22 protein-coding genes are annotated in these 24,783 nt (G+C 69.3%); 6 read left to right on the top strand and 16 right to left on the bottom strand.

What is annotated here, in order from left to right:
- The first annotated feature begins 265 nt into the window (after window positions 1-265).
- A complete protein-coding gene (locus ACQP1O_RS01815; protein ID WP_433564199.1) occupies window positions 266-2,662 on the top strand; it encodes a DEAD/DEAH box helicase in 2,397 nt (798 codons plus the stop codon).
- A gap of 353 nt (window positions 2,663-3,015) precedes the next feature.
- On the opposite strand, the gene ACQP1O_RS01810 is transcribed toward ACQP1O_RS01815, so the two are convergent.
- The 7 genes from ACQP1O_RS01810 to ssd all read right to left on the bottom strand — a co-directional run bounded on the left by ACQP1O_RS01810 (window position 3,016) and on the right by ssd (window position 8,514).
- A complete protein-coding gene (locus tag ACQP1O_RS01810; protein ID WP_433564198.1) occupies window positions 3,016-3,393 on the bottom strand; it encodes an Rv3654c family TadE-like protein in 378 nt (125 codons plus the stop codon).
- Window positions 3,390-3,704: a TadE family type IV pilus minor pilin gene (locus ACQP1O_RS01805; RefSeq protein ID WP_433567547.1), complete on the bottom strand. Its 315-nt coding sequence runs from the start codon at window positions 3,702-3,704 to the stop codon at window positions 3,390-3,392. The genes ACQP1O_RS01810 and ACQP1O_RS01805 overlap by 4 nt, the downstream gene beginning before the upstream one ends.
- Before the next feature lie 35 nt (window positions 3,705-3,739).
- Entirely contained in the window at window positions 3,740-3,955 is a 216-nt protein-coding gene (locus tag ACQP1O_RS01800) for a DUF4244 domain-containing protein (protein WP_433564197.1), read from the bottom strand.
- A 72-nt stretch (window positions 3,956-4,027) separates the two neighbouring features.
- Window positions 4,028-4,627, bottom strand: a complete 600-nt coding sequence (locus tag ACQP1O_RS01795; protein WP_433564196.1) for a type II secretion system F family protein — start codon at window positions 4,625-4,627, stop codon at window positions 4,028-4,030.
- Complete coding sequence (locus ACQP1O_RS01790) at window positions 4,624-5,436, bottom strand: type II secretion system F family protein (RefSeq protein WP_433564195.1); 813 nt, start codon at window positions 5,434-5,436, stop codon at window positions 4,624-4,626. The genes ACQP1O_RS01795 and ACQP1O_RS01790 overlap by 4 nt, the downstream gene beginning before the upstream one ends.
- Before the next feature lie 234 nt (window positions 5,437-5,670).
- Window positions 5,671-6,867 (bottom strand): TadA family conjugal transfer-associated ATPase, encoded by a 1,197-nt coding sequence (locus ACQP1O_RS01785; protein WP_433564194.1) that lies wholly within the window; start codon window positions 6,865-6,867, stop codon window positions 5,671-5,673.
- Between the two features lie 207 nt (window positions 6,868-7,074).
- The gene (gene ssd, locus ACQP1O_RS01780) at window positions 7,075-8,514 is read right to left on the bottom strand and encodes a septum site-determining protein Ssd (RefSeq protein ID WP_433564193.1); all 1,440 of its coding nucleotides are present in this window, start codon (window positions 8,512-8,514) and stop codon (window positions 7,075-7,077) included.
- Between the two features lie 391 nt (window positions 8,515-8,905).
- Between ssd and ACQP1O_RS01775 the strand changes: the two genes are divergently transcribed.
- Complete coding sequence (locus tag ACQP1O_RS01775; protein ID WP_379391106.1) at window positions 8,906-9,706, top strand: HAD family hydrolase; 801 nt, start codon at window positions 8,906-8,908, stop codon at window positions 9,704-9,706.
- 469 nt (window positions 9,707-10,175) lie between these two features.
- Here the strand turns inward: ACQP1O_RS01775 and ACQP1O_RS01770 are convergent, their stop codons facing one another.
- From ACQP1O_RS01770 to ACQP1O_RS01750, 5 genes are read right to left on the bottom strand one after another with little or no spacing between them, the layout of a single operon-like run.
- Entirely contained in the window at window positions 10,176-10,922 is a 747-nt protein-coding gene (locus ACQP1O_RS01770) for an oxidoreductase (protein ID WP_433564192.1), read from the bottom strand.
- A gap of 51 nt (window positions 10,923-10,973) precedes the next feature.
- Complete coding sequence (locus ACQP1O_RS01765) at window positions 10,974-12,662, bottom strand: dipeptide ABC transporter ATP-binding protein (RefSeq protein ID WP_433564191.1); 1,689 nt, start codon at window positions 12,660-12,662, stop codon at window positions 10,974-10,976.
- 5 nt (window positions 12,663-12,667) lie between these two features.
- A complete protein-coding gene (locus ACQP1O_RS01760; protein ID WP_433564190.1) occupies window positions 12,668-13,645 on the bottom strand; it encodes an ABC transporter permease in 978 nt (325 codons plus the stop codon).
- Entirely contained in the window at window positions 13,638-14,564 is a 927-nt protein-coding gene (locus ACQP1O_RS01755; protein WP_433564189.1) for an ABC transporter permease, read from the bottom strand. Before ACQP1O_RS01755 ends, ACQP1O_RS01760 begins: the two co-directional genes overlap by 8 nt.
- A gap of 6 nt (window positions 14,565-14,570) precedes the next feature.
- Window positions 14,571-16,175, bottom strand: a complete 1,605-nt coding sequence (locus tag ACQP1O_RS01750) for a peptide ABC transporter substrate-binding protein (RefSeq protein ID WP_433564188.1) — start codon at window positions 16,173-16,175, stop codon at window positions 14,571-14,573.
- Between the two features lie 326 nt (window positions 16,176-16,501).
- Here ACQP1O_RS01750 and acs point away from each other — a divergent pair, with 326 nt between their 5' ends.
- The 4 genes from acs to ACQP1O_RS01730 all read left to right on the top strand — a co-directional run bounded on the left by acs (window position 16,502) and on the right by ACQP1O_RS01730 (window position 21,405).
- The gene (gene acs, locus ACQP1O_RS01745; RefSeq protein WP_433560926.1) at window positions 16,502-18,448 is read left to right on the top strand and encodes an acetate--CoA ligase; all 1,947 of its coding nucleotides are present in this window, start codon (window positions 16,502-16,504) and stop codon (window positions 18,446-18,448) included.
- A 202-nt stretch (window positions 18,449-18,650) separates the two neighbouring features.
- On the top strand, window positions 18,651-19,874 hold the full coding sequence (nhaA, locus tag ACQP1O_RS01740) for a Na+/H+ antiporter NhaA (protein WP_433567546.1): 1,224 nt from the start codon (window positions 18,651-18,653) through the stop codon (window positions 19,872-19,874).
- A gap of 41 nt (window positions 19,875-19,915) precedes the next feature.
- Window positions 19,916-20,431, top strand: a complete 516-nt coding sequence (locus ACQP1O_RS01735) for a phage holin family protein (RefSeq protein ID WP_433564187.1) — start codon at window positions 19,916-19,918, stop codon at window positions 20,429-20,431.
- Window positions 20,432-20,454: 23 nt separating this feature from the next.
- Window positions 20,455-21,405 (top strand): alpha/beta fold hydrolase, encoded by a 951-nt coding sequence (locus tag ACQP1O_RS01730; RefSeq protein ID WP_433564186.1) that lies wholly within the window; start codon window positions 20,455-20,457, stop codon window positions 21,403-21,405.
- Between the two features lie 73 nt (window positions 21,406-21,478).
- Here the strand turns inward: ACQP1O_RS01730 and ACQP1O_RS01725 are convergent, their stop codons facing one another.
- From ACQP1O_RS01725 to nth, 4 genes are read right to left on the bottom strand one after another with little or no spacing between them, the layout of a single operon-like run.
- A complete protein-coding gene (locus ACQP1O_RS01725) occupies window positions 21,479-22,672 on the bottom strand; it encodes a MarP family serine protease (RefSeq protein WP_433564185.1) in 1,194 nt (397 codons plus the stop codon).
- Window positions 22,669-23,397: an NUDIX hydrolase gene (locus ACQP1O_RS01720; protein WP_433564184.1), complete on the bottom strand. Its 729-nt coding sequence runs from the start codon at window positions 23,395-23,397 to the stop codon at window positions 22,669-22,671. Before ACQP1O_RS01720 ends, ACQP1O_RS01725 begins: the two co-directional genes overlap by 4 nt.
- 37 nt (window positions 23,398-23,434) lie before the next feature.
- Entirely contained in the window at window positions 23,435-24,097 is a 663-nt protein-coding gene (locus tag ACQP1O_RS01715) for a TlpA family protein disulfide reductase (protein ID WP_433564183.1), read from the bottom strand.
- A complete protein-coding gene (gene nth / locus ACQP1O_RS01710) occupies window positions 24,094-24,774 on the bottom strand; it encodes an endonuclease III (protein ID WP_433564182.1) in 681 nt (226 codons plus the stop codon). The genes ACQP1O_RS01715 and nth overlap by 4 nt, the downstream gene beginning before the upstream one ends.
- Between the last annotated feature and the right edge of the window lie 9 nt (window positions 24,775-24,783).

Genomic DNA, 24,783 nt, shown 5'->3' with positions numbered 1-24,783 from the left:
TTGCGACCAGGAACCAGTGAACCATGTCTTCCGGGAATTCAACAGCGGAGTTACCCACAATTTGCAAAAAAGTTGATCTTGCGAATGCGCAGGTGAGGGGCATAATGCCCAAATCCGTACTTGAAGTTGGTTTGCTTCCGGATAACAGAGCGAGCATCTGGCAAACAGGGTGTGAGGCAGGTCGCTACTCTGCAGTGAAATGGCAGGTGAGGCTGCGGGCGCACACACGTTTCGCACCCGTTGGGCGTGTCGCGGTGACGCTTCGATGAATAGCGGAGATCCGATGCGTCGATCCGGAGACAACAGCGGCATCAGCTACGGGAGATCGTTGCTGAATCGTGTCCTTGAAAGCCCTGTTTCGGGTGACTCCCGACTCACCCATGTCAGCGAGCTACCGCCGCGCGCGGCGCAGATTACGGAATGGCCCGAATGGACATCTCCGGATGTCATCGCCGCAGTTCAGGCGGCCGGAGTCGCGGAGCCGTGGAGCCACCAGAGCCGGGCCGCGGAATTGGCTGCGGCGGGGCGGCACGTAGTGGTGTCGACCGGGACGGCGTCCGGGAAATCGCTGGCGTATCAGCTGCCGGTTTTGACCGCGTTGCAACAGGATCCGCGGGCCACGGCGCTCTATCTGTCGCCGACCAAAGCGCTGGGGGCCGATCAGCTGCGCATGGTCAATGAGCTGACCAGTGAAGATCCGCTGCGCACCATTCATCCCGCGCCGTATGACGGCGATACGCCGGCGGAAATCCGGCAGTGGGTGCGGGCGCACGCGCGATGGGTGTTCACCAATCCGGACATGCTGCACGTCGGAATGCTGCGGTCTCATCAGCGGTGGGCGCGATTGTTGCGTCAGCTCAAATACATCGTGGTCGATGAATGTCATATCTATCGCGGGGTTTTCGGCTCGCACGTGGCACTGGTGCTGCGCCGGTTACGGCGACTAGCCGAGCGCTACGGGGCTGATCCGGTTTTCGTGCTGTGCTCGGCGACCACGGCAGATCCGGCGGCCACCGCCGAAAAGCTGATCGGCGCGCCGTGTGTAGCGGTCACCGACGACGGGTCGCCGCAGGGCGCGCGGACCGTGGCGCTGTGGGAGCCGCCGTTGCTCGGCAGCGGCGTGACCGGGGAAAACGGTGCGGCCGTGCGGCGTTCGGCCGGGGCCGAGGCCGCCACCGTAATGGCGGATCTGGTGGTCGAGGGGGCGCGCACGCTGACCTTCGTACGGTCGCGGCGCAGCGCCGAACTGGTCGCCATGGACACGCGGCGGCTGCTGGCGGAGGTGGATGCCGAGCTCCCCGGGCGTGTGGCGGCCTATCGGGCCGGGTACCTGGCCGAGGACCGGCGGGCGCTGGAAGCGGCGCTCTCGGACGGCTCGCTGCTGGGCGCGGCCACCACGAATGCCCTGGAACTGGGCGTGGACATCGCCGGGCTGGATGCCGTTGTGGTGGCGGGGTATCCGGGGACGGTCGCCTCGTTCTGGCAGCAGGCCGGGCGCGCCGGGCGGCGCACCCAGGGGTCGCTGGTGCTGCTCATCGCGCGGGACGACCCGCTGGACACCTACCTCGTGCATCACCCGCAGGCACTGCTCGGTCGGCCCCTGGAAGCCACCATCACCGACCCGCACAACCCGTACGTGCTCGGGCCGCATCTACTGTGCGCGGCCATGGAACAGCCGCTCAGCGATGCCGAAGTGCATGCCTTCCAGGCCTGGGAACTGCTGTCCGACCTGGCCGAACAGGGTTTGATCCGGCGGCGCGCGGGCGTCGCGCGGGACGGGTCGGCGCGCTGGTTCGTGACCGCCGACGCGCATCCGCACGACGCGGTGGACGTGCGCGGCGGCATCGGCACGGCGGTGGCGGTGGTGGACGTCGAGTCGGGCCGCATGCTGGGCACCACCGACGCCGGGCGCGCTCCGGCCACACTGCATCCGGGCGCGGTGCACCTGCATCAGGGCGAGAGCTATGTGGTCGACGAGCTGGACCTCGAGGAGGGCGTCGCCCTGGTGCGTGCCGACACGCCTGGTTGGAGCACCAGTGCGCGGGTGGTCACCTCACTGGAGATCGAGGCGGTGACCGAGGAGCGCCGATGCGGCTCGGTCACAACGGCTTTGGCGCAGGTCCTGGTGACCCGCCAGGTGGTCGGGTACCTGCGCCGGCTGCCCAGCGGCGAGGTGCTGGACCTGGTGCCACTGGACCTGCCGGCGCAGACGCTGCCCACCCGGGCCGTCTTCTACACGGTCACGCCGGACCTGCTGGCCCGGGCCGGGATCGACGCCCGGCACACCGCGGGCGCGCTGCACGCGGCCGAACACGCCGCGATCGGCATGCTGCCGCTGGTGGCGACGTGCGATCGGTGGGATATCGGCGGCGTGTCGACTGCCGAACACGCCGACACCGGGCTGCCCACGGTCTTCGTCTACGACGGGCATCCGGGCGGAGCGGGCTTCGCCGAGCGTGGCTTCGTCCGGCTGCGGCATTGGCTGACGGCCACGCTGGGCGCCATCGAGTCCTGCGTGTGCGCGCACGGGTGTCCGTCCTGCGTGCAGTCACCCAAGTGCGGCAACGGCAACAACCCGCTGGACAAGGCCGGCGCGGCCCGGCTACTGCGGGCCGTACTGGTCGAACTCGGGGAAGATGACGACCGCTCTCCCGAACTGTGACACGGCCGTTTCCGCCGTGAGACCGGAGCTCCACACGACCAACCGGTCGGCCCTGTCAGCTGGCTGATATCGGGCGGAATCCGGATGCTGAGGGGTGGCCGCGACACGCCGAGGACCCAAGTCGATTAAAAAGGTATGCTATCCTGTTAACTGAGAGATTGCTCCGTTCGATAATGCCGCTCCCGGATTTACCTGTGCATTCATTCGAATGAGTCTCCGGGAACGAATTGGAAAGCAATCGACACTCAACTTATTCGCCTCTCGCATTCATCGAATTTCGACATTGATCGACTACTGATGTGGCCCGCGCCATCATATTTCTAACCAACCGCTCGGTACGAGATATTGCCTCGCTACCTCGGCTCGTCCGACGGGCCCGCCCGCGCCGCGGCGCGCACGTCCCGCTCCCCCAGCGGGCCCAGCGATATCCGCCCGGCGACCGTCACCGTCACGTCCCAGCCCAGCACCACGCATCCGGCCGGGCGCACACCCATCCGGCCCGCGACGTCCGCGGCCCGGCCGCACGCGGCGGATACGCCGCCATCCAGCGCACCGGCCGCGGCCAGCGCACCCAGATCCGCGGCGGCCTGCACCCGGTGCCGGGCCGCCACCGCCACACCGACCTGGGCAATCAGGACCGCGACGGCCAGCAGGCCGATCAGGGCCAGGCACGCGGTGACGGTTACTCCACCCGCCTCGCTCCCGGCCCGATCCACAGTCGTGCGCCTCATCGGGATGCTCCGGGTTCCCGTGCCGCCACCGCTGCCGCGTGCAGAGTGACCGGAACGAGGGTGGCGCGGGCACTCACCTCGGCCACGACCAGGTCACCGTCGGTGCGGACGACGACCCGGGCACCGGGCGGTGCGACCCGGCGGGCGGTGGAGACGCCGACGTCGGTATCACCGCGGGCGGCGAGACGGGCCGCCTCGCGGGCGGCATCGACACAACGCACCTGCGCCGATACCGCCAGCAGGGCACCGACGCCCAGGACCAGGACCGCGACGAGGGCGGCCAGCGCAATGGCCGCCTCCACGGTCGCCATGCCCGCCTCGGCATGGGGAGGTGGTGTGGCATACGTCACTTGACGGGAGTCTTCAGCGCCTTGTCGATGATCTTGGTCAGGGCGCTCACAATGCTGTCTCCGGTCACGACGGTGTAGAGCACCGCCCCGAAGGCGGCGGCCGCGATCGTCCCGATCGCGTATTCGGCGGTGCTCATGCCGTGGTCGGCGGTCACGGCGTGCAGCAGCCGGGTCCGCAGTTCCCAGATCAGGTTTCGGACGGTCGTTCCCATGCTCGCTCCTTCCCTCACTCCGGCACGGCTGATCCGCGCCGGCACGGTCGTGAACCTCGCGGCCCCCGGCGGTCACAGCAGACCGCCTTCCAGCACCCGGCCCGCCAGGCCGATCACCACCGGGACGATTCCCAGGCACAGGAAGGCGGGCAGGAAGCAGAGGCCCAGCGGGCCGCCGATCAGCACCCCGGCCCGCTCGGCCCGGGCCGCGGCCACATCCTCGAGCTCGCCCCGGCGGCGCTCCGCCAATTCGGCCACCGCTGTGGCCAATCCGGTTCCCGAGCGCGCCGAGCGGCGGGCCAGCCGCGCCAGCGCCGTCACCGTCTCCTCGGCGGAGCCGGCCGTGGCCTGCTCCCACGCGGTGGCCGGATCCGCGCCCAGCGCCAGCAGGTCGGCAACCCGGCGCAGGGCCGAGGCCAGTGGATCGGGAGCCTCGGACGCGACCGCCGCGGCAGCGGAGGCGGTGGGCAGCCCGGAACGCAGGCACGCCGCCAGCAGATCGAGGGCGGAGGCGACCCCGAGCGGATCCGGCTCGGCCCGGAACTCCGGCTGCGGCAGTGGATTACCGTGCGCCGGGTACCGCAGCCGGCGCAGCCTGCGGACCGCACCGGCCCTGCCTGGCAGCATGAGCACCGCGATCGCCGCCAGGACCGCGGCCACGGACGGAGTCATCGCAGCACCTTGTCGGTGATGGCATCGGCCCACAGCAGACCGGCGCAGGTCAGGGCGGACCCCAGGGGCAGCAGCAACGTGCCCGCCGAGGACAGCAACAGCACACGCAGCGGGGACGCACCCATCAGCTCGCCCAGGCCGAGGCCGAGCAGGGGCAGCAGGGCCAGCACCATGGCGGTCGCCCGGGCCCCGGCGAGCGCCGCGGACGTGCGGTCGCGGAAGCGCTTGCGGCCCAGCAGATCCGAGCGCGCGGCGGCCAGCAGTTCGGCCAGGGCGAGCCCGTGCCGCTCGGCAACCCGCCAGGCTCCGGCGACTCGGGACAGTTCCCGCGTCACCACCGAGCCGTGACGCCGCAGGCCCTCCGCGCCGGACCCGCCCAACCGGCTCCGCGCCGCGCTGACCGCGAAGGCCCGTGCCACATCGCCCGCGGTCTCACGGGCCGCCACTTGGGCCGCGGTGCTCGGATGCGCACCGATCCGCAGCTCCCCGATCACCGCCTCCAACCCCTCGAGCAGTTGTGCTATCTCGATGTCCCGCTGCCGTTCTCGCCTGGTGCGGCGGCATCGAATCAGCACGGTGGTCGCCAGCAGCACAGCGGCCACCACCGGACCGGGGCCGATGAGGAGCATCAGGGGCACCGCCGACAACGGCGCAACGCGAATCATCGAGCTGCGCGACGGCTTTCGCCCGCACTCGCGAAGTTTGAACAGCCGGGACATGCGCCGCCGAGCGATCGGCGGAGGCACCACGAGTAGCGCCAGCGCGAGGCAGACCGGCGCGAGCGCGTGCGGGACGAAACCGGATCCCATCAGTCGCCTCCAGACTGCTGCGAGCCCGGATCGTCTTCGGCACCCGTCGAATCGGTGACACTCGACTGGCAACAGCCATCACGCCGCGCCAACCGCAATCCCGGAAACCGCGAACCACGCAGCCCGAAAGAGCTGCAGCACAGCCGATCCGAGTCGGTAGTGCTGGGCGGAATCGAACCGTGGAACGACGAATTCGACCGGGGCCGAGGGCAACCGCACGGGCCCGGGCAGTCTTCACTCGCGGGGGTCATCTGGAGTCCTTTCGTCCAGGAGTTTCCTGAGGAGCACGGCGCCCGGGGTCGGCCGGGTGCCGGCGGCCCATGCGGGTGCGATCCGCACCCGGCCGTCGACCGGGGTGACCACGCCGATTTCGCGGAGGGCGCGACGGCCGTCGGGCCGGCGGTGGACGTGCAGGATCACCTGGATCGCGGCGGCCAGCTGACTGTGCAGGGCGGGCGCGGGCATACCGCCCAGGGCCGCGAGCGCCTCCAGCCGGGCCGGGACCTCGCCGGGCGAGTTGGCGTGCACGGTCCCCGCCCCACCGTCATGGCCGGTATTGAGCGCGGTCAGCAGGTCGACGACCTCGGCGCCCCGAACCTCCCCCACCACAATGCGATCCGGGCGCATACGGAGCGCCTGGCGGACCAGATCGCGCACGGTGACCTGGCCCGCGCCCTCGACATTGGCGGGGCGGGCGACCAGACGGACCACATGCGGATGCGGTGGCGCGAGCTCGGCCGCGTCCTCGACGCAGATGATCCGCTCGGCCGGGGCCACCTTGGCCAGCAGGCCCGACAGCAGTGTGGTCTTACCCGCGCCGGTGCCACCGACCACCAGGAAGGCGAGCCGAGCACGAATGATGTGCTCCAGCAGGAGCTTCGCGTCCGGCGGCACCGCACCGGCCGCGGCCAGCGCGTCCAGCCCCAGGGTGGCGGGGCGCAGCACGCGCAGCGACAGGCAGGTGCCGCCGTGCGCGATCGGCGACAGCACCGCGTGCAATCGCACTCCGAAGGAGTCCCCCGACGCCGCTTCGGTTCCCGCCAGCCGTCCGTCCACCCACGGCTGCGCATCATCCAGCCGCCGCCCGGCCGCCAGGGCCAATCGCTGCGCCAGCCGTCGCACCGCCGCCTCGTCCGGAAACCGCACCGAGGTGCGCCGCAGGCCCCGCCCCCGATCGACCCATACCGAATCCGGCCCGGTGACCAGCACATCGGCCACCTCGGGGTCGTGCAGCAGCGGCTCCAGCACGCCCGCGCCGGTCATCTCGGTCTGCAGCAATCGCAAGGCCCGCAACAGATCGGTGTCCGCGAGCACCCCGCCCGCCTCGGCCCGGATTGCCGCTGCCACCCGCGCCGGATCCGGATCCGCCGTCCCTTCCGCCAGCCGCTCCCGCACCCGCTCCAGCAGCTCGGTCGTCACCAGCTCACTCATCGCGCACCTCGAGGCTGACGGCCGGCCGGCGACGATCCCGCCCGGACCCGATGCGGCAATATCCGACCCGCCCGGCCGGGCCGGACGTGCTGTGCGACCGGACCGCTCGCGAGCCCCGCACGTCGGGCCACATCCCCAAGGAGGGGTCCCGCCGCGGCCGCACCGTGGCTGCAGAGATCCGAGACGACCGGTTGCCTTGTGCCGCTGTCATTTTCGGGCTCCCATGGGTTGCGGCAGCGGAGAACCACAGGTCGAACCCTGAGTGCGGGCGATGCGCCACCACGAGGGACCCGGGCCGCCGGGCGGCCGGCCGCCGTAGCGGGGATTCTCGGAAAACAGTGCGGTCAAGGCGGTTTCGGCGGCGGTGCGAAGCGGACCGCGACGGCGGACGGTCAGGCCCCCGCGTTCGAGGCGCTCCGTCAGGCCCGGCTGCGACGGGACCGCGGTGAGCAGCGGCAGGGTGAGCGCCTCGGAGATGTCGGACGGGGCGAGGCCACCGGGCGCGGGACCCCGGACGATCAAGCGCACATTGGGATTTCGCGCGGTCAGGTAGGCCGCGGCGGATTCGGCCGCGGCGATCGAGCGCAGGCGTGCCTGGGTCACCAGCACCACCAGATCGGCCACATCGAGGACCTGGTCGGTGTGCGGCCCGTGGTCGCTGGACAGGTCTGCGACCACGAGATCACCGGCCGCCCGGCCGCCCTCGAGGACGGCTCGCACTGCGGCCGGCGCGAGTCCTGCCGCCACACGGCTCAACTCGGCCGCGGGGTCAGTGGTCGTACCGGAAAACGCCTGCGGACCGAAGACGGCAACGCCGCGGTCGACCACGCAGGACGATGACCGGTCGAGGTCCGTTGCGAGCGAGGACGTTCCGTCCGAACAAAGCATGGCGGGATGAAGCGACGGTGTGGGCTGCACGCGGGAAGCATCACCACCCATGGAACTGCGCCCAGCGGTGATCGGGTCCGCGCTCGGCGAGAGCGCGTCGAGTTCGGTTGTGGGAGCACCCCTTCCGCAGGAGAGTACGGCCAGTCCCGCAGTGGCGGGCAGCGCCTCGTGCAGAGCGGGGGCGGAAACGCGGCCGTGTTCGATGGTGAGGTCGGGCCAGCGCAGCCCCGGCGCCCTCTCCAGGCCGAGGAGGAGGTCGAGGCCGCCGCCGTAAGGCGCACAGTCGACCAGCAGGGTGCGGTCGCGGAAACGGCCTGCGGCCGTGAGGGCTACGGCGGCGGCCAGGACGGAGGCGCCCGATCCCGCGCCCGCGCCTGCCACCGCGAGGACCGCGCCGTCGCCGGGGCGCCGGCCGTCGTGGGCGGCGAAGGCAGCGATCAAGGCGTCGGCGGCCGCGGGCAGCGGCAGCACCTGTTCGGCGCCGGCCGTGGTGGCGGCCTGCCAGTCGAGCAAACCCGGCTCGCCATCGGTTACCAGGAGAATCCCCGGACGACGGGGGTGGGCGGCGGACGCACAGCTATGTGCGGCAGCGGTATCGACGATGATCACGGACGCGGCGGTCCAGGCGTGGCGGCCCGGCGGCGGCACACGCTCGTCGAGCGGGCGGTCGGCCGCGGCGGCGATGCGGCGAATCTCGTCGCGCAGGCGGGGATCGGCGACCAGCGACAGGGCCGGTGGGGTGGCGACATCGGAGTTCATGCAGGTCAGCGTCGCCCGATCGGAGCAGCGGCGAAAGCGCCTCCACGGCGAGTGTGGATAACACGCGACCTGTGCAGAACTCGGGGAGCGGGAACGGATCCGGAACTGCCGGTAAATAGAGGACGGCCCCAGCCGGGGGGGGAGGAGGCTGGGGCCGTCGGGTTCAGCCCCGGGGGGTCGGGCTGAACGCGCCTGGACCATGTCCAGGTATCTGCGATACTACACCCAAGCCCCGACCGGATTGCAAGTCCGCCCGGCGAGTCTTTTTCCCGCCCCGACGGCCCGGCTTCCGCCTGGCTAACCCGGATGAACCGGGTCTCGCGGTGACCCTCGCCACGCCCGCGGCAGAGGCGAATGAAATGGCGCGGCGCAGAACCATATCCTGGACGACGTGACAGCCGAACGCGGACGAGTCGCCGCCTTCTTCGATCTCGACAAGACGGTGATCGCCAGGTCGAGCGCCTTCGTGTTCAGCAAGCCGTTCCTGGACCAGGGCCTGCTCAGCCGGCGGGCCGTGCTGGAGAGCAGCTACGCCCACTTCCTGTTCCTGCTGTCCGGCGCCGATCACGATCAGATGGAACGCATGCGCGAGCATCTGACCAAGATGTGCGCGGGCTGGGATGTGGACCAGGTGCGCTCGATCGTCGCCGAGACCCTGCACGACATCGTGGACCCGCTCATCTACGCCGAGGCCGCGGATCTCATTGCGGACCACCGGATTCGAGGCCACGACGTGGTGATCGTCTCCGCCTCCGGCGAGGAGATGGTGGCCCCGATCGCCGCGGCGCTGGGCGCGGATCACTTCGCCGCCACCCGCATGGTCATCGAAAACGGCAGGTACGCGGGCGAAGTCGAGTTCTACTGCTATGGCCCGGGCAAGGTCGAGGCCATCGAAAAGCTTGCGGCGCAATATGATTACGACCTGTCACGCTGTTACGCCTACTCCGACTCGGTCACCGATCTGCCCATGCTCGAGGTGGTCGGTCACCCCACGGCGGTGAATCCGGATCGGGGCCTGCGGCGCGAGGCCACCACCCGCGGCTGGCCGATTCTCGCCTTCTCCAATCCGGTGTCGCTGTGGGCGCGGATCCCGGCTCCGACCACCACCACGGTGGCCGCGACCGCCGCGGTCGGACTCAGCGCGCTGGCGGCCGGAGCGCTCACCTACCGGCTGCTGCGGCGCCGCCGCTGACGGCGGCCCGCCGGAAACGCGCGGATGAAAAATGGCGGGACACGCCGAGTTTTTGAAAGTTTCCCCAGGTCTTGATGTGACAGCGGTCACGGGGTAACAATGGAGGCACGGAAGGACGGAAGGCCAAGATCGGATCGGAAGAGAAGATTCGACCTCCCATCCCACCCTTCCCAGCACGGACACCAGGCACCCACGCGGAGCACGCCGCGACAAGGGCAACAGTAGTTGTGGGCCTGCGTTATCCAGGATATTGACGGCAACGGCCTCGCAATCAATGCGGGGATGAACCGCCGGATCCTGGAGAGCTCGCCGAGGCCGAAGAAAACACAACCAGAAAAGCACGCTTGGTAACCGGGTAGTCCGTGCTAGCGGGCGGTGAGGTCGCAATTCGCGGCAACGCCGCCCGCTTTGACGTGTATGGCCCCCGGAAACCCTTGGCGTACACGCAGTTTCGCGATCAGGGGGCTTACTACCCCGAGGCGGCGTCGGCGATCGAGCGGGCCTCGCGGGCGCCGTCTTCGAGGGCGCCACACGTGAAGATCACCCAGCCGCCGACGCCCTCCGCGGTTCCCATGCCGAAGGCGGCCGCGGCGTCGAGGTAGGCCTGGCGGCGGCGGAGCCAGAAGACTTCGGGGACGCCGAGGCTGTGCGGGTCCAGGCCACTGGACACGGCGACCAGGCGGGAGGCGGCCCGGGCGACGATGCCGTCGGCGGTGCCGAAGGGCCGCAGGGAGAGCAGTTCGCCGTGGACGACGGCCGCGATCACCGGGGCCGGGGCCTTGGTGCTGGTGATGGTCTGGACCAACAGGTCCAGCCGTTCGGCGACGCCGGGGACACTGCGGGGGCGGCCCAGCTGCTGTTCGTCGTCGACCATGTCGGCGGCGGCGAGCAGGTGCAGGCGGGCGAGAGCCTGGAGCGGGGCGCGCTGCCAGACGCCGACCAGGTTGGTGAGGGCCTCGGCGTCGAGGGCCTGACCCACGCGCAGGGAGCCGGCCAGGATCGGGTCGTCGACGCGGCCGTCGGCGGGGAGATCGATGGTGCCGCCGTCGATGGCGGCGGAGGAGCGGGCCGCGCGGACGGCGGCCTCGGCGGCGGTGGTGGGCCAGCCGCGGCGGTTCGCCCGGTGGCGATGCACCTCGGCGAGGGCGTCACGGGCCTTGTCGGCGGCATCGCGCACGCCGGGCAGGTCGACGAGGGGCTGCAGCGGGTCGGTCACGAGGTACGAGGCTACTGCCGGGTATCGGATCGCCCGCCGACACCCGGGCGGTCAACCCGCGAGGAGGTCGCGACCGGGGATGGCGTCGAGGAGGCGGCGGGTGTATTCGGATTGCGGGTTGTCGAACACCTCGGTGGTGGATGCGGCCTCGACCACCCTGCCCTCCTGCATGACCAGGACGTCGTCGGCGATCTGGCGGACCACGGCCAGGTCGTGGGTGATGAACAGATAGGTGAGGCCGAGATCGGCCTGTAGTTCGTTGAGCAGTTGCAAGATCTGGGCCTGCACCAGCACGTCGAGGGCGGAGACGGCCTCGTCGCAGACCACCAGCTCAGGGGAGAGCGCCAGGGCCCGGGCGATGGCCACCCGCTGGCGCTGCCCACCGGAGAGCTCGTTCGGGTAGCGGCGCATGACCGAGGCCGGGAGCGAGACCTTGTCGAGCAGGTCGCGCACGGTGGCCTCGCGCTCGGCCGGGGTGCCGAGGCGATGGGTGCGCAGCGGCTCCTCGATGGTCCGGTAGATGGAGTACATCGGGTCGAGGGACCCGTACGGGTCCTGGAACACGGGTTGCACGCGGCGGCGGAAAGCGAAGGCGGCCTTGGCATCCAGGGTCGCCACCTCGCGACCGTCGAAGGTGACACGACCGGCGGTGGGCGGCAGCAGGCCCAGCACCATCTGCGCCACCGTGGATTTGCCGGAACCGGATTCCCCGACGATCGCGGTGGTGGTGCCGCGCCGCAGGGTGAACGAGACATCATCCACCGCAACGAGTTCGGAGGATCGCCACGGCGCGTTGCCGCGAATGCGGAAAACCCGGGTGAGGTGGTCGGCGACGAGCAGATCGTCGGGGGCACTGGCGAATTCGGCGTCGGTCTCGGCCAGCTGCCCGGCGACCTGGACGGCCTGCTCCCGTACCTCGGCCCGCTTGCGCACCGAGGACAGCCGCTGCGAGGCCAGCGAGGGCGCGGAGTTCACCAGTTTCTTGGTGTACAGGTGCTGGGGTTCGCGCAGGATCTGCAGTGCCGGACCGGATTCCACCACGCGGCCGCGGTACATGACGACCAGGTGTTCGGCCCGTTCGGCGGCCAGGCCCAGGTCGTGGGTGATGAGCAGGACCGCGGTGCCGAGTTCGGTGGTCAGGCCGTCGAGGTGGTCGAGGATCTGGCGCTGCACGGTGACGTCGAGCGCCGAGGTGGGTTCATCGGCGATGAGCAGTTTCGGCCGGCAGGACAGACCGATGGCGATGAGCGCGCGTTGGCGCATGCCGCCGGAGAATTCGTGGGGGTACTGGTTGACGCGTCGTTCGGCATCGGGCATACCGGCCTCGGCGAGCAGTTCGACGGCCCGCTGCCGGGCGGCCCGGCCCTTGGCAACGCCATTGGCCTCCAGGGTTTCCCGGATCTGGAATCCGACCTTCCACACCGGGTTCAGGTTGGACATGGGGTCCTGCGGCACGAAGCCGATACCGCGCCCGCGCACCCCGACGATCTCGCGGCCGGTGGCCTTCGACAGGTCCTTGCCGTCGAAGAGGACCGAGCCGGAGGTGATCCGGCCGGTGCCGGGCAGCAGGTCGATGATGGCGTGCGCGGTGGTCGATTTGCCGGATCCGGATTCGCCGACGATGGCGACCGTCTGCCCCGGATACACCGTCAGGCTCACCCCGCGCACCGCCGGGATCTCGCGCCGGTCGGCGGTGAAGGCCACGTTCAGATCGCGGACCTCGAGCAGTGGTTCGGTCATGGCGCTCACCTCTTGCGGGCCTTGGGGTCGAAGGCGTCGCGCACGGCGTCGCCGAGCATGATGAAGCTGAGCACGGTCAGCGCGAGCGCGGTGGCCGGGTAGAACAGGATGGCCGATGTGCGAATCTCCTTCTGGTCCACGGCGATATCCGATCCCCACGACACGGTCTGCCGGGTGAGCCCGACGCCCAGATACGACAGCGTCGCCTCGGTGACGATGAAGACGCCCAGCGCGATGGTGCTCACCACGATGAGCGGCCCGGCCGAGTTGGGCAGCACGTGCCGCACCAGCGTCCGGAATCTGGAGACGCCCAGCGCCTTCGCCGCCGTGACGTACTCGCTGTTCTTCGACTCGATCACCGCGCCGCGCACGATGCGCGCGGCCTGCGGCCAGCTGAAGGAGGCCAGTGTGAGCATGACCGTCCACACCGTGCGCGAGGCGAGCAGCTGCATGAGCACGATGGAGGCCAGCATGAGCGGCAGCGCGTAGAACACCTCCGCGATCCGCGACACCACCGAATCCAGCAGCCCGCCATAGTATCCGGCGATCGCGCCCACGGTGCCGCCGATGAGCACGTAGATCAGCGTCGCGCCGACGCCGGTCACCACCGAGGCGCGGGCGCCGTAGATGGTGCGGGCGTAGATGTCGCAGCCTTGCTTGTCGAAGCCGAACCAGTGTGCCCCGGACGGCTTCTGCATGCTGAAGTCGCCGTTGCAGTAGCGCGGATCCTGGCTGGTGAACAGCTGTGGCCATACGGCGACCAGCACCACCAGCACGATCAGCACCGCCGCCGCGAGGAAGATGGGATTGCGTCGCAGCTGCCGCCAGGCGTCCTGCCACACGCTGGTCGGGGCGGCGGTCTCGTCCAGTGTGTCGGTGGCCAGGACCTGGACCTCGTCGGGCGGCGCCACGAAATGCTCCTGGCCACGCCGCATTTCGCGGACCGCGGGTTGCCGGCTGTCGCGGGCCTCGGGTTCAGGCATAGCGGATCCTCGGGTCGAGGGCGGCGTAGAGCAGGTCGACGATCAGGTTGGACAGCAACAGGATCACGATCAGCACCGTCACGAAGGCCACCACCGTGGGCGGTTCCCCGCGCGTAATGGCCTGGTAGAGCGTGCCGCCGACGCCCGGGATATTGAAGATGCCCTCGGTGACCACCGCGCCGCCGAGCAGGAAGCCCAGATCGGTGCCGAGGAAGGTGACCACCGGGATCATCGAATTGCGCAGGATGTGCACCACGATCACCCGTCTGCGGCTCAGCCCCTTGGCGGTGGCGGTGCGCACGAAGTCGGCGGTCATGTTCTCCGCCACCGCGTTCCGCGTCAGCCGCAACACGTAGGCGAACGACAGCGACGCGAGCACGAACGCCGGTACCAGCAGGTCCGTGAAGCTCGCCTTCGCCCCGACGGTGACCGGTGCGATGCCCCACTTCACGCCGAGCAGGAACTGGGCGAGGAAGCCCACCACGAAGATCGGCACCGCGATGATCACCAGGCTGAGCACCAGCATGGTGGAGTCGAAGAGCTTGCCCTTGCGCAGCCCCGCGATCAGCCCGAACGTCACACCGAAGACCGCTTCGATGCAGACGGCCATGACGGACAGCCGGAAGGTGATCGGGAACGCGCGGGCAAGCTCCTCGCGCACCGGCCGCCCCGAGAAGGACGTCCCGAAGTCCAGCGTGACAATGCCTTTCAGGTACTCCAGGTATTGGATGAAGAACGGCTGATCCAGGTGGTAGCGGGCGCGCAGGGACGCCTCCACCGCCGGGGTCATCTGCCGGTCCCCGGCGAGCGCCTGGATGGGGTCGCCGGGGATCAGGAAGACCATCGCGTAGATGAGCAGCGTCGCCCCGAAGAACACCGGGACCATCTGGAGCAGCCGCCGGACGACGTACCACACCATGCCGGGCTACTTCTCGATGTTCTCGAAGTCGAACAGCCCCGACCAGGAGACGGGCGCCTGCTTCACCTTGTCCGAGCGACCGGCCGCGACGTTGTAGTCGAAGATCGGGATATCGGCCATGTCCCGGAACAGCACGGTCTGCGCCTGCGCGATGCCGTCATACGCCTGTTCGGGTGTGGCGGCGGCGAGGGCGCTGTTGAGCAGCCGGTCGAATTCCGGGCTCTTGTAGTGCACGTCATTGGTTTCCGAGGTGCTCAGGAACAGCGCGGTCAGGTATTCGAACATGGACGGGTAGTCGCCCTGCCAGCCGTAGCGGAACGCCTTGCCCACGTTCTCGTGCACGATCTCGTCGCGAATGTTCTTGAACGTCGCGTAGGGCGCGCCGACCGCGTCGATGCCGAGGGTGTTCTTGATGCTGTTCGCGGTGGCCTCGACCCAGGCCTGATGACCGCCGTCGGAGTTGTAGGCGATCTGGAAGGTGCCCGACCACGGCGAGATGGCGTCGGCCTGCGCCCACAGCTTCTTCGCCTCGTCCGGATTGAACTTCAGCACTTCGGAACCCGGCAGACCGGCGCGGAATCCGGGCAGGGTGAAGGCGGTGAAGTCCTGGCAGGGGACGCGGGTGTTGTGGAAGATGTTGGCGGCGATCTGTTCCCGGTTGATGGCCATCGAAATCGCCTTGCGCCGTAGCACTCCTTCGGGTCCGGAGAAGTGGGCGACATTGGGCTGGATGCCGATGTGCTGGCTGTAGGCGATGGGCTTGTGGATGGCCCGGTCGCCCAGGTCCTTCTCGTAGGTGGCCAGCGCGGTATCCGGGATCACGTCCAGGCCGTCCAGATTGCCCTGCAGCAGATCGGCGTACGCGGTGTCCATGTTCGCGTACATCTTGAAACGCAGGCCCTTGTTCTTGGCGGGCCGCCCGCCCTTGTAGTCCGGGTTGGGCACCACGTCGATCTGAACATTGTGCTGCCAGGCACCGGCACCGGCGAACTTGTAGGGGCCGTTGCCGATCGGGTTCTCGCCGAAGGCCTTCATGTCCTTGTAGGCCACGGCGGGCAGCGGATAGAACGGTGCGAAGCCGAGTTCCAGCTCGAAGTCGATGGACGGCTGTTTGAGGTCGACGGTGAAGGTGTGGTCGTCGACCACTTTCAGGCCCGACATGGTCGGCGCCTTGGGCGGGTTCGCCGCGACGTCGTCGTAGCCGACGATGGGGGTGAAGACCCAGTTCTGCAGCTGCGCGTTGGTGCCCAGGGCGCCGTAATTCCACGCGTCCACAAAGGATTTCGAGGTCACCGCGGTGCCGTCGGTGAACGTCCAGTCCGGCTTGATGGTGATGGTGTAGTGCTGGCGGTCCGGCGTGACGATGGACTGCGCCATCTCGTCGTGCGGAGTGCCGTTGGCGTCGTAGTACTTCAGCCCCGCCCAGAGCCGGTCGACCACGCGGCCGCCCATGTTCTCGTTGGTATTGGTGGGCACCAACGGATTCTGTGGTTCGGCGCCGTTCACTGTGACGTAGTCGGAATTGTTGTCCTCACCGGAGGAGCATGCGGTCAGGCTGAGGCTTGTGGCCAGTGCCGCCACGGCGAGCGCGGTGATCGTCTTGATTCGCAACGCGTTTCTCCCATCCCAGGAAACGGTCGGCCTCGGGTGAATCGGACATTAACGATCGCGGTCGCTGTTGTCAGCGGATCGAAACGGGAATGTTCGGCTTGTTAGCAATCCGGCAACATGGGGCATCCGAATGGGAGACCCTACGTGACACAGCGCACAGCAGCGGGGACCTCGCGTTCACGGTTCGGTCATGCCGCCGATGGGAGCCTCGTCACGCCCGCCCACCGATCGAGACGGCGAAACACGACGCAGGTCACAGTCGGTTAGGGTCGAACGTGGCCGCCGTCACCCCTACGCGGCCTGCATGCGAGAGAAGAAGAGACGAGATGACCGAAACCACCGCCGACCACCTGGATGCCTATCCGCCCAGCGCTGAGTTCGCGGCCGCCGCCAACGGCGACGCCTCTCTTTATGCTCGAGCCCAAGCCGATCGCGACGGGTTCTGGGCCGAGCAGGCACAACGCCTGCACTGGCATCAGCCCTTCACCCAGGTGCTGGACTGGGACGACGCGCCCTTCGCCAAGTGGTTCGCCGACGGCAAGCTCAACGTCGCCTACAACTGCGTGGACCGGCACGTACTCGACGGACACGGCGACCGGGTCGCCATCCACTGGGAAGGCGAGCCCGGCGACTCCCGCGACATCACCTACGCCGAACTGCTGGCCGAGGTGTCACGCGCCGCCAACTACTTCACCGGCCTGGGACTGTCCGCGGGCGACCGCGTCGCCATCTACATGCCGATGGTCCCCGAGGCCATCGTGGCCATGCTCGCCAGCGCCCGCCTGGGCCTGACCCACTCGGTGGTCTTCGCCGGCTTCTCCCCCAGCGCCCTGCGCCAGCGCGTCGACGACGCCGCGGCCAAACTGGTCCTCACCACCGACGGCCAGTGGCGGCGCGGCAAACCCGCCCCGCTCAAGGCGGCCGTGGACGAGGCTCTCGCCGAAGGCGATTCGACCGTCGAGCACGTACTCGTGGTGCGCCGCACCGGCATCGACACCGAGATGACCGAAGGCCGCGACCTGTGGTGGGACCAGACCGTCGCACTCTCCTCCCCCGAGCACCAGGCCCAAGCCTTCGACGCCGAGCACCCGCTGTTCATCCTCTACACCTCCGGCACCACCGGAAAACCCAAGGGCATCCTGCACACCTCCGGCGGCTACCTGACCCAGGCCGCCTACACCCACCACCACGTCTTCGACCACAAACCCGGCCACGACGTGTACTGGTGCACCGCCGACATCGGCTGGGTCACCGGGCACAGCTACATCGTCTACGGGCCGCTGGCCAACGGCGCCACCGAGGTCGTCTACGAGGGCACCCCGAACTTCCCCGACGAGCACCGCCACTGGCAGATCATCGAAAAATACGGCGTCACCATCTACTACACGGCACCGACACTGGTACGCACGTTCATGAAGTGGGGCCGCGAGATCCCCGACTCCCACGACCTGTCGAGCCTGCGGCTGCTCGGCTCGGTCGGCGAACCGATCAACCCCGAGGCCTGGCGCTGGTACCGGGACGTGGTGGGCGCCAACAAAACTCCCATCGTCGACACCTGGTGGCAAACCGAGACCGGCGCCATCATGATCTCCCCGCTACCCGGCGTCACCGCCGCCAAACCCGGCGCGGCCATGACCCCACTGCCCGGCATCTGCGCGAAAGTCGTCGACGAGGAAGGCAACCCGGTCTGTCTCGGCGAGACCGAGGCCAACGGATACCTGGTCCTCGACCAGCCCTGGCCGTCCATGCTGCGCGGCATCTGGGGCGACAACGAACGCTACCGCGACACCTACTGGTCCCGCTACGCCGAGAAAGGCTGGTACTTCGCCGGTGACGGCGCCAAACTCGACACCGACGGGGACCTGTGGGTCCTCGGACGCGTCGACGACGTCATGAACGTCTCCGGCCACCGCATCTCCACCGCCGAGGTCGAATCCGCACTCGTCGGCCACTCCAGCGTCGCCGAAGCAGCCGTCGTCGGCGCCTCCGACGACACCACCGGCCAAGGCATCGTCGCCTTCGTCATCCTCACCGCCGAAGCCACCGACACCGGCACCGACCTGATCACCCAACTCAAAGCCGAGGTCTCCCGCGAGATCTCCCCCATCGCCCGCCCCCGCGAAATCCACATCGTCCCCGAACTACCCAAGACCCGCTCGGGCAAAATCATGCGCCGCCTGCTGCGCGACGTCGCCGAAGGCCGCGAACTCGGCGACACCTCAACCCTGCTCGACCCCAACGTCTTCGAATCCATCCGCGCCGGCAACGCCTGAACAAGCACACCCCGCAAGCGGCCCCCCGATCAACGATCAGGGGGCCGCTTCGGGTATGGGGTGGTCAAGAAGTTCCAGGCCAACCGTTAGAATTGCGCAAAAGGTGTGCCGGGAAGTCTGGTCGGCATGCGGTTGTGCCGTCGGTCCCTGGAGTGGTGTAGCACGCCGCTTTTTCGTCGACCGACCGAAAGGCTGCACCGTGATCACTCAGGTCCGTTCCGAGCTGGCCCGCTATCTGAGAACCGAAACCTTCGGCGGCGCACTGCTTCTCATCGCGGCCGCGGCAGCGCTCATCTGGGTCAACTCGCCGTGGGGCGCGAGCTACACGACCATGGTCGACACCAAGCTCGCCATTCCCGCCCTCCACCTCGACCTCACGCTGGCCGACTGGACCAAGGACGGCCTGCTGGCCATCTTCTTCTTCGTGGCCGGGCTGGAGCTCAAACGGGAGCTGGTGATCGGCGAACTCGCCGATCGCAAACGTGCCACCCTGCCCATCGTGGCCGCCGTCGGTGGTGTGGTGATGCCCGCGCTCATCGCCACCGCCGTCGGCTGGGGCGCGCCGGGCATGGACCGCGGCTGGGCCATCCCGGTCGCCACCGATATCGCCTTCGCGCTGGCCGTGCTCGCCATGACCGGATCGCGGATTCCGGCCAGCGCCCGGGTGTTCCTGCTCAGTCTGGCCGTGGTGGACGACCTGATCGCCATCATCCTGATCGCGGTCCTGTTCACCACCACCCTGAAGATGCTGTGGCTGGTGGTGGCCGCGGTGTGCCTGGCCGGCTGGGCGCTGGCCCAGCGCTTCCGTCTCGGCAGCCCGTTCATCTACGTCCCGCTGGGCCTGATCGCCTGGTACTCCCTGCACGAGGCCGGAATTCACGCCACCCTCGCGGGCGTGGCCTGCGGTCTGCTCACCCGGGTGCGCCCGGATCCGGACGAGGACGAGCACTGCGTGCCCGCGGCCCGGCTCGAGCATTTCTTCCAGCCCATCTCCGCCGCGCTGTGCGTACCGCTGTTCGCGCTGTTCGCCTCGGGCGTTCCGCTGGATGCGAGCGTGCTGTCGAAGCTGTTCACCGACCGGCTGGCGCTGGCCATCATCCTCGGCATGCTGGTCGGCAAGACCGTCGGCATCTTCGGATCCAGTTGGCTCGCCGTACGGTTGGGAATCGCGGAACGACCCGGTGATCTCGGTTATCGGGACATGTTCGCCCTGTCGGTACTGGGCGCGATCGGCTTCACCGTTAGCCTCTTGGTGGCAGAACTGGCCTTGGAAGACGTCGGCGACGGGTCGGCGGCAGAACTCGCGAAAGCGGCGGTGTTGCTCACGTCTTTGGCGGCTTCCCTGGCGGGTTCGGCGCTACTGTTGCGTCGGGGCCGTGCTCACCAGGCACGACGTGACGTGCGGGCACTGCAAAATCAAGAGTGACACCGGACAGTACTACCGGGACATGGAGAAGGGTCGAGCAATTGAGCTTCACACAGGGCGGTAACGGCTACGACGGGAACCGCACCCGCACCGTCACTTCGATTCCGCTGTCCGATGTCGACGCCCATCAGTCGGCCACCTTCGGCACCTTGGTCCGCGACGCGACCGAGCAGATGTCGACCCTGGTGCGCGCCGAGGTGGAGCTCGCCAAGGCCGAGGTGACCGGTGAGATCAAGAAGGGCCTGCAGGGCAGCGTCTTCTTCATCCTGGCGCTGACCATCCTGCTGTTCAGCTCCTTCTTCTTTTTCTTCTTCCTCGCCGAACTGCTCGATATCTGGCTGTACCGCTGGGCCGCGTTCCTGGTGGTGTTCCTGCTGATGATCGCGGCGGTGGCGGCCTTCGCGCTGCTGGGCTACCTGAAGGTGCGCAAGCTGCGCGCCCCGGAGAAGACCATCGAGTCCCTCAAGGAGGCGAAGAGCGTGCTGCCCAGCGGTTTCGGCCACACCGAAGCGGAGACGGCCGAGGTCTCCGTCGAACTCGGCAAGCCCCGGACCTAGACCTTCGATTACGCTCCATCGGCGTGTCGTCGAATTCGCATCCGGATCCGTCCGCAGTCCGCTATGACGGGCCGTGGACCCATCGGGACGTGCACGCCAACGGCATTCGCTTCCACGTGGTCGAGGCCGTACCCGCCGGGACGGCCTACGCGGACCCGGGCATGCCGCTGGTCGTGCTGCTGCACGGCTTCGGCGACTTCTGGTGGTCCTGGCGCCACCAGCTGACCGGGCTGGCCGCGCGCGGCTTCCGCACGGTGGCGGTGGACCTGCGCGGCTACGGCGACACCGACAAGCCACCACGCGGTTACGACGGCTGGACCCTCGCCGGTGATGTCGCCGGCCTGATCCGCGCGCTGGGCCACACCGAGGCGACCCTGGTCGGGCACGCCGAGGGCGGCCTGGTCTGCTGGGCCACCGCCGTACTGCACCCGCGGGTGGTGCGATCCATCGCGCTGATCAGCTCCCCGCATCCGGTGGCGCTGAAGCGGGCGGTGCTGCGCGACAAGCCGCAGCGCTCGGCCTGGCTGCCGGACTTCCTGCGCTATCAGGTGCCGCGCGTGCCCGAGGCCCGGCTCACCCGCGACGACGGCATCGAGATCGAACTCCTGCTCCGCGACCGGGTGGGCGAACGCTGGTCGGCCACCGAAGAATTCACCGACACCGCCCGCCGCATGCGCACCGCCATCCGGATCCCCGGCGCGGCGCACTGTGCGCTGGAATACCAGCGCTGGGCCTTCCGTAGCCAATGGCGGCCCGACGGCCGGCGTTTCATGGCGGCCATGAGCGAACCGGTGCTGGTGCCCACGCTGGCGCTGTACGGCGACCGCGACCGGTACATCCTGCCGGGCACCATCCGCCGCGGCCAGCAGCTCTCGCCGCAGCGCCGGGTGGTGGCCATCCCGGACGCGGGCCACTATGCGCACCAGGAGAATCCGGAGCCGGTGACCGCCGAGATCGCCAAGCTGCTGGCCTGACGAGGCTCTCCGATACGGAGAAACGGCCCCGGCGAATCATGTTCGCCGGGGCCGTTTCTCCGTTCTTCCGGGCTCAGCTCAGCACACAGCTGCCGGTGCCGACCGCCACCGATTGACCTGCCGCCGAACTCAGTTCGGGGCGCACCTCGTCGAGCGTGAGCACATACCCGGTGTCGTCGTCGGTGACCGCCGCGCCGAACACCACACCCAGGATCCGGCCGTCGGTGTCCACCAGCGGGCCACCGGAGTTACCGGCCCGGACCTGACCGCGAATGGTGTAGACCTCACGCTTGACGTCGGCGTCGCGGTAGATGTTGGGACCCTTCAGGTTCAGGGTCTCGCGCACGCGCGCCGCGCTGGCGGTGTAGCGCCCGCCGCCCGGGTAGCCGAGCACGATGGAGCTCTCCCCCGAGCCGGCATCGGCCGGAGCCAGGTCCAGCGGCTGCGCGTTCAGGCCCGGCACCGCCAGGATCGCCACGTCCTTGGACGAGTCGAACAACACCACGGTGGCCGGCAGCGACCCGCGCGCGGTGTCCACGCTGACAGTGTTGGTGCCCGCGACCACGTGGGCGTTGGTCATGATGCGCTCCGGGGCCACCACGAAGCCCGAACCCTCCAGCTGGCGTTGGCAACTGGGCGCGATACCCCGGATGCGCAGCACGCTGCCCTGCAGCTGCTGGGCCACCGGCAGCTGCAGCACACTGGGATCGGGCGGTTCCACGGCGGTGATCGGGACGTGCCCGAACGGGCCGATGACATCCGGCAGTCCGGAGGTGTTGAGCAGGTTGGAGAAGTCGGTCGGCACCCGCCGCAGCCAGTCCGGCGCGACATGGTCGACATTGCGCAGCACCTGCGAGTTGGTGACCGCGGCCGCGATTCCGGGCTGCGAGGAGTTGGTGAGCGGCAGCGCCAGCAGCCACGCCGTGGCCAGCACCGCCACCGCCTGCAGGCCCGCGCCCACCACACTGTCCACGCTGCGGGTGAACGGATCCCGCATGCCGCCGCGCGCGGCCCGGCCGAGCACCATGCCCGCGACCTCGCCGACGATCACCAGCGCCACGATGAGCAGTACGCCCACCAGCACCCGGGTGCGGCCCTCGTTCAGGTGCTTCAGGATGTGCGGCGCGATCAGAATGCCCGCGACAGCACCGAGGATGACGCCCAGGAAGGCCAGCGCCGAAGCGACCGCGCCCTGCCGCCACCCGGAGGTGGCGGCCAGCAGCGCCAGAATGATGATGCCGAGGTCGAGCCAGCCCGAGGCGCTCATAATGTCATCCCTACCGCGGCCAATGCGGCCTGCAGATCACGTACATCGTGATGGTCCCATTCGCGTTCCCACCCGGACACCGCCAGCAATCCGGCGAGCACCCCGGCGGTGAACCCCCACACCAGCATTCCGTCCACGGTGAACGCCGGGCCCATATAGCCCAGTGGATGGCGTACCACGAAACGGTTGGCCGGATCGATGAGCTCGGACAGCGGCACCCGCGCCACGCGGGCGGCCTCCGTCTCACTCACCACACCCACCTCGCCGGGCGTGCGCCAATAGGCGACCACCGGCGTCACATCGAACCGCGACGGCGGCACGAAGATCTTGGGCAGCACCGCGATCGGCTCCACGCCGGCGGGGTCGAGCCCCGTCTCCTCGCGCGCCTCGCGCAGGGCGGTGCTGATCGGGCCGTCGTCCTGCGGCTCCACCCCGCCGCCCGGAAACGCCACCTGGCCGCTGTGCTGGCGCAGGGTGGCGGCGCGCTGGGTGAGCAGCACGTCGGCGTCGGCCGGAAGTCCGCCCGGCGCAGTCGAATCCGGCTCGGGGGAGCCGCCGAAGAGCACCAGCACCGACGCCTCCCGTGCCCGGGTCGCCGCGGCGGCGAAGCGCCGCATGGTGCTGCGACGCAGCACCGGGTTCACGCCGGTGGGATCGGCCGGGTCGTGCTCGGCCACCCCGCGCAGCCACTCCGGAATGCCATCGGCAGACGCCTCGAGTCTCATCACCACGCCCTTGTCGAAAGATCCACTCGTCCAGCCCTCACGCCCTGACCCCCAATTCGGCCGCGACGGTGGCGGAAATGTCCTCGACGCTGGTGAACGGGCGCACCACGACTTTCGCAACGGTGCCGTCGGCGCGCAACAGCACCGAGATCGGCAGCACGGCGGGCGCCCCGACTGCGGTGCGGACCCTGGCATTCGAGTCCTCGACCCCCGGCAGGTGGATGCCGAGCCCGCTCAGCCGCGACAGCGCCTTGGCGGTCCCCGGATCGCTGTGCACGGTCAGCACCGTGAGCGCGTTCCCGGCCTGCTGCGAGAACTCTTGCAGCAGCGGCAGTTCCTCCGCGCACGGACCGCACCAGTAGGCCCACAGATTGAGCAGCGCGGGCTTGCCGGCCAACGCCGTAACCAGATCCACCGGCCGGCCGTCGGCCAGGCAGTCCAGCGTGATGCCGCGCAGCGGGCCGTCGCCGACGGGCGCGCCGGTGGGCACGGGGCAGGCGGCCAGCGCCGCCGCGGCCCGATCCGATTCGGCGACAGCCGGTTCGGCGGGCCCGGCGGCCGTGGTCGAGCCGGTCGCGGCGCTCTTGTCGTCGGAGTGGGTGAACTGCGGCCAGAGCGCGACCGCCGCCGCCACGGCGACGATCACCGCCGCCAGTGCCCACCGCCACCCGGTGTTGCCCCGCGCCGTCTCGGCGCTCACAGGCCGACCAGTTCGAGAAGGTGCTCGGTCTCCGGGCCCTTCACCAGCTTGGCGGCCTCGGTCGGATCGGTCGGCCCCGCGCCGAAGGACGGGCAGTCGTTGGCCAGCAGGCACGCGCCGCACGCGGGCTTGCGCGCATGGCAGACGCGGCGGCCGTGGAAGATCACCCGGTGCGAGAGCATGGTCCAGTCGCGGCGCTCGATCAGCTCGCCGACGGCGTGCTCGATCTTGACCGGATCCTCCTCCGCGGTCCAGCCCCAGCGCCGCACCAGCCGCCCGAAATGGGTGTCGACGGTGATGCCCGGGACATCGAAGGCATTGCCGAGGATGACGTTCGCGGTCTTGCGCCCGATGCCGGGCAGGGTGACCAGTTCGCCGAGGGTGCCCGGCAGTTCGCCGTCGAAACGCTCGACCAGTTCCTGGCCCAGCCCGATGAGGGAATTGGCCTTGTTGCGGTAGAAGCCGGTGGGCCGGATGTACTCCTCCAGCTCGGCCCGATTGGCTTCGGCGTAATCGCGCGCGCCACGGTACTTCGCGAACAGCGCGGGTGTGGTGAGGTTCACCCGCACGTCGGTGCACTGCGCGGAAAGAATTGTGGCGACCGCCAATTCGAGGGGCGTGGTGAAATCCAGCTCGCAGTGCGCATCGGGGAACTCGACGGTCATTTCCCGGTACATGCGACGAGC

The organism is Nocardia sp. CA-151230 (assembly GCF_050942175.1).
Classification (GTDB): Bacteria; Actinomycetota; Actinomycetes; order Mycobacteriales; family Mycobacteriaceae; genus Nocardia.
The sequence above is the reverse complement of the archived record's forward strand: the minus strand, read 5'-3'. Positions and strand labels throughout refer to the sequence as shown.